The organism is Oscillospiraceae bacterium (assembly GCA_035353335.1).
Taxonomy (GTDB): Bacteria; Bacillota; Clostridia; order Oscillospirales; family JAKOTC01; genus DAOPZJ01.
In genome coordinates this window covers 5,454-9,730 of record DAOPZJ010000040.1, presented here as the reverse complement: position 1 = coordinate 9,730, position 4,277 = coordinate 5,454, and the positions used below count along the sequence as shown (strand labels likewise).

At 56.8% G+C, this 4,277-nt stretch carries 5 protein-coding genes; all 5 read right to left on the bottom strand.

Annotated elements, in window-relative coordinates:
* Positions 1-147 precede the first annotated feature (147 nt).
* The gene (locus PKH29_08910; protein ID HNX14959.1) at positions 148-1,092 is read right to left on the bottom strand and encodes a transketolase C-terminal domain-containing protein; all 945 of its coding nucleotides are present in this window, start codon (positions 1,090-1,092) and stop codon (positions 148-150) included.
* 123 nt (positions 1,093-1,215) lie between these two features.
* Positions 1,216-2,052: a transketolase gene (locus PKH29_08905; GenBank protein ID HNX14958.1), complete on the bottom strand. Its 837-nt coding sequence runs from the start codon at positions 2,050-2,052 to the stop codon at positions 1,216-1,218.
* Between the two features lie 68 nt (positions 2,053-2,120).
* Positions 2,121-2,933, bottom strand: coding sequence for an HAD family hydrolase (locus PKH29_08900; protein ID HNX14957.1), 813 nt, complete (start codon positions 2,931-2,933; stop codon positions 2,121-2,123).
* A complete protein-coding gene (locus tag PKH29_08895; GenBank protein ID HNX14956.1) occupies positions 2,930-3,850 on the bottom strand; it encodes an RluA family pseudouridine synthase in 921 nt (306 codons plus the stop codon). The genes PKH29_08900 and PKH29_08895 overlap by 4 nt, the downstream gene beginning before the upstream one ends.
* The coding region (gene lspA, locus PKH29_08890) for a signal peptidase II (protein ID HNX14955.1) at positions 3,843-4,277 on the bottom strand (435 nt) is incomplete at its 5' end. The genes lspA and PKH29_08895, both read right to left, overlap by 8 nt.

Genomic DNA, 4,277 nt, shown 5'->3' with positions numbered 1-4,277 from the left:
AAACAACGGGCGATTACGAATCGCCCGTATATCAAATCGAAACAACGGGCGATTACGAATCGCCCCTACTGGATTGCCGCGCTTCGCTCACAATGACGGATCAAATTAAAAACCGCGGGGAATCACTCCCCCGCGGCTTAACTCCTCTTATTTCAGCGCAATTGCCTTTTTGGCCATCGCGGCGATGTTGTCCGCGCAGAGACCGAATAACTTTAACAAATCTCCGGCCGGGCCCGAAGTCCCGAACTGGTCGTTGACGCCGAGTTTGAGCACCGGAACGGGTTTCTGGCAGATCGCGTCCAGAACCGCGCTGCCGAGTCCGCCGATGACGCTGTGTTCCTCCGCGGTCAGGATGCAGCCGGTCTTCACGGCATATTTCGCGAGCAGTTCGCCGTCGATCGGCTTGATCGTGTGGATGTTGATGACCGCCGCGTCGATGCCGTCGGCTTTCAAAAGCTCGCGGGCGGCGAGCGCCTCGCCGACCATCAGACCGGTCGCCACGATCGTGACGTCCTTGCCGTCGGCAAGCACGACGCCCTTGCCCATCTCAAACTTATAAGTCGCGGGGTCGTTGAACACCGGCGCCCCGAACCGCGAAAACCGCAGATAGACCGGGCCGTTAAAGAGAAGCGCCGCCTCGACCGCCGCTTTGGCTTCGGCGTCGTCCGCCGGGCTGATCACGGTCATGCCGGGAATCGTCCGCATCAGGCCGATATCTTCGTTGCACTGGTGGGTCGGGCCGTCTTCGCCGACGGAAATGCCGGCGTGGGTCGCGCCGATTTTGACGTTCATATGCGGATAGCCGATGCTGTTGCGCACCTGCTCGAACGCTCTGCCCGCCGCGAACATCGCGAACGTCGAGGCGAACGGAACCAATCCGGTCGTGGAAAGTCCCGCCGCGACCGACATCATATTGCCCTCTGCGATGCCGCAGTCGAAGAAGCGGTCGGGGAACGCCTTTTTAAATTTAATGGTCTTGGTCGCCTCGGCGAGGTCCGCGTCGAGCACGACGAGATTCGGGTATTTTGCTCCGAGTTCCACGAGCGCGTCGCCGTAAGACTCTCTGGTCGCCTTTTTAATCACATCCGCCATCTATTTTTACCATCCTTCTGTATGATATCGTTGTTTTGTCCGGTTTGACTGATCAAATTTGCGCCGTACTTTGGCGCAAAAGGGCAAAACATGAGTTTGAAAGAAGCTCTTTCAAACTTTCCCTCACAAAGCCGCGAGCTGCGCTTTTAATTCGGTCATCGCCTGTTCGTATTCCTGCGCGTTCGGCGCGGTGCCGTGCCATTTCGCGAGATTTTCCATATACGAGACGCACCGCCCTTTGACGCTGTGCGCGACGATCACGGTCGGCTCGCCTTTGTGTTTGAGCGCCTTTTTGAACGCGTCTTCGATCTCGTCAAAGTCGTGGGCGCAGATCTCGATCACGTTCCAGTTGAACGCCTTGAATTTCGGCGCGATGGGCTCCGGGGAGCAGACCTCGGAGAGTTTTCCGTCGATCTGAAGGCCGTTGTAGTCGACGATCGCGGTCAGGTTATCGAGTTTGTAATGGCCGGCAAACATTGCCGCTTCCCAGACCTGACCCTCTTCGAGTTCGCCGTCGCCGAGCAGCGTGTATACATGAAAGTCCTTATTTTGTACTTTAGCGCCCTTGGCCATGCCGCAGGCCGCCGAGATGCCCTGACCGAGCGAGCCGCTGCTCATATCGACGCCGGGCGTGCCCTTCATGTCGGGGTGGCCCTGCAGATAACTGCCGATGTGGCGCAAGGTCTTTAAATCCTCGACCGGGAAATAGCCCCGGTTGGCAAGCGATGAATAAAGCACCGGCGCGCAGTGGCCCTTGGAGAGCACAAAGCGGTCGCGGTCGGGGTCTTTGGGGTTTTTCGGGTCGATGCGCATCTGCTTGAAATACAGATACGCCATGATGTCCGAGCTCGAAAGTGAGCCGCCCGGGTGCCCCGATTTCGCGTTAAAAACGCCCTCGATCACGCCCATGCGGATCTTTAAAGCGGTTTTTTGCAGCTCGAGTTTTGTCTTAGCGTCCATAAATCAGTGAACCATCCTTTCAGAATATCGCGAATCTAAATATGCAAGAACTCGTTATGAATGATAAACTAAACGAGATATTTTTCTCTTAAAACGGAGATAAATTCCGCCATTGCGCCCTCTCCGACGGGCTTGGTGATGTAATTCGCGACGGCTTTGACCTCGTCGAGCGCGGTCGACGGACAGCCCGAGACGTCGGCCGCTTTGAGCAGCGTGACGTCGTTGCCGTAATCGCCCATCGCGAAAACCGGCGCGTTTTTCATGCCGCAAAGCTCTTTGAACTGCGGAACGGCATCGCCTTTGGTGCAGCCGCGCGGGATGATCTCCAAAAACACCGCGCACGAAAACACATAGTCGAACGCGCCCGGGTAGTTGCTTTCCAAAAACGCCTTTGCCTGCTCCAACACTTCATGTTCCTCGAGCAGCAGCATTTTATGACAATTATAAATCGTTTCCTCAAAGTTGACAAGGGTATATTGCTGATCCTCCCACGAAAAATGCCATTTCACCTGCTCATTCAGGCGCGAGACATAGAGCTTGTCGAGCACCCGCATCTCGAGCCCGAGTCCGGGGAATTCGCGCATCACCGCGGGGATCGCCGTTTTTGCGATCGGGTCCAAAAACGTCTCCCAGAGCACCTTTTTGTTGTGATAATCATAGATCACCGAGCCGTTTCCGACGATGCAGGGCAAATTCGTCTTGAGGATTTCGGCGTATTCGAGCATGTCCGGCATGCGCCCGGTCGCGAGCGTAAAATGCCCTCCGTCGGCGATGTAGCCGTGAATCGCTTTGACGTCCTCGTCGCACACTTTCGAGTCCTGCGGCAAAAGCGTGCCGTCGAGGTCCGAGATCAAAATCGTGTCTTTGATGTGATACTTCATGCAGGGGTATTTCCTTTCAGTTGGTCTAAAAAATCGATAAAATATTGCGGGAGGTTGCTCTCGAATTCGAGCCAATTCCCGTCTTTCGGGTGGGCGAATCCGATGTGTTTTGCGTGCAGAATCTGCCCGCCGAAATTTTTGCCCTTTTGCAGCCCGCCGTAGAGCGGGTCTCCCGCGACCGGATGCCCGAGCGCCGCCATATGCACGCGGATCTGATGGGTTCTGCCGGTCTCAAGCTTGAGCCGAACATGGGAATAGCCCGGATATTCGTCCAAGACGCGGTATTTGGTCAGCGCGGGCTTCGAGTTGAACGCCGTCGCCGCCATCTTCTTTCGGTCATTTTTGCTGCGCCCGATGGGAAGCGAAACCTCCCCGCTTTGCTGCGGCAGATGCCCGATCACCACCGCCTCGTATTCGCGCGTAAAGCTGTGTTCCGCGATCTGGACGGCGAGGGCCTTGTGCGCTTCGTCGGTTTTTGCGACGATCAGCAGCCCGCTCGTGTCTTTGTCGATGCGGTGGACGATGCCGGGACGGACCACGCCGTTGATGCCCGAAAGCGAATTGCCGCAGTGGGCAAGCAGCGCGCTCACGAGCGTCCCGTCGGGGTTTCCCGCCGCCGGATGCACAACCATGCCGCGCGGTTTGTTGACGACGAGCAGCCAGTCGTCCTCATAGACGATATCGAGCGGGATGTCCTCGGGCTTCGCTGCGCACGGCTCCAAATCGGGCAGCTCGAAAGTCACAACCTGCCCGGCTTTCAGCGGATATTTTTTCGCCTGCGCGATCCCGTCGACGAAGACCGCGCCGCTTTCGGTCAGCTTTGCCGCCATCGCGCGGCTGATTCCCGCGCTGTCGGCAAGGAATTTATCGAGACGGACGCCGCTCTCCCCGGCGGTCAAAACGATTTTTTCACCCATTTTGTTTTAGCTGCTTGTCGGGGTCCTTGGAAAACAGGATAAACGCCGCGAGGGCGATCGCGCCGCAGGTGATGCAAGAGTCCGCGAGGTTGAAAATCGGAAAGTTGATCAACTTGAAATAGATGAAATCGACGACGTACCCTCTGAAAATGCGGTCGATCAGATTATTGCCGAACCCGCCCGCGATGATCATCACGGTGCAGACGCGCACGCTCATCTTTTGAAACAACGGCAGCTTGATCATCGCCCAGATGCCCGCCGCCGTGATCACCAGCGTCATGGCGATAAAAATGAGCTTGCCGCCCTGCAGCATCCCGAACGCGGCGCCTTTATTTTCGTGGTAAAAAAACTCCAGCACCCCGTCGATGAGCGGAATCGGATTGCCCTGAAGCGTATTGACCGCCCAGAGCTTTAAAAGCTGGTCGGC

Excerpts from the sequence above, each read along its gene's own strand:
- PKH29_08910 (HNX14959.1), bottom strand. The coding sequence starts at position 1,092 with ATGGCGGATGTGATTAAAAAGGCGACCAGAGAGTCTTACGGCGACGCG.
- PKH29_08905 (HNX14958.1), bottom strand. The coding sequence starts at position 2,052 with ATGGACGCTAAGACAAAACTCGAGCTGCAAAAAACCGCTTTAAAGATC.
- PKH29_08900 (HNX14957.1), bottom strand. The coding sequence starts at position 2,933 with ATGAAGTATCACATCAAAGACACGATTTTGATCTCGGACCTCGACGGC.
- PKH29_08895 (HNX14956.1), bottom strand. The coding sequence starts at position 3,850 with ATGGGTGAAAAAATCGTTTTGACCGCCGGGGAGAGCGGCGTCCGTCTC.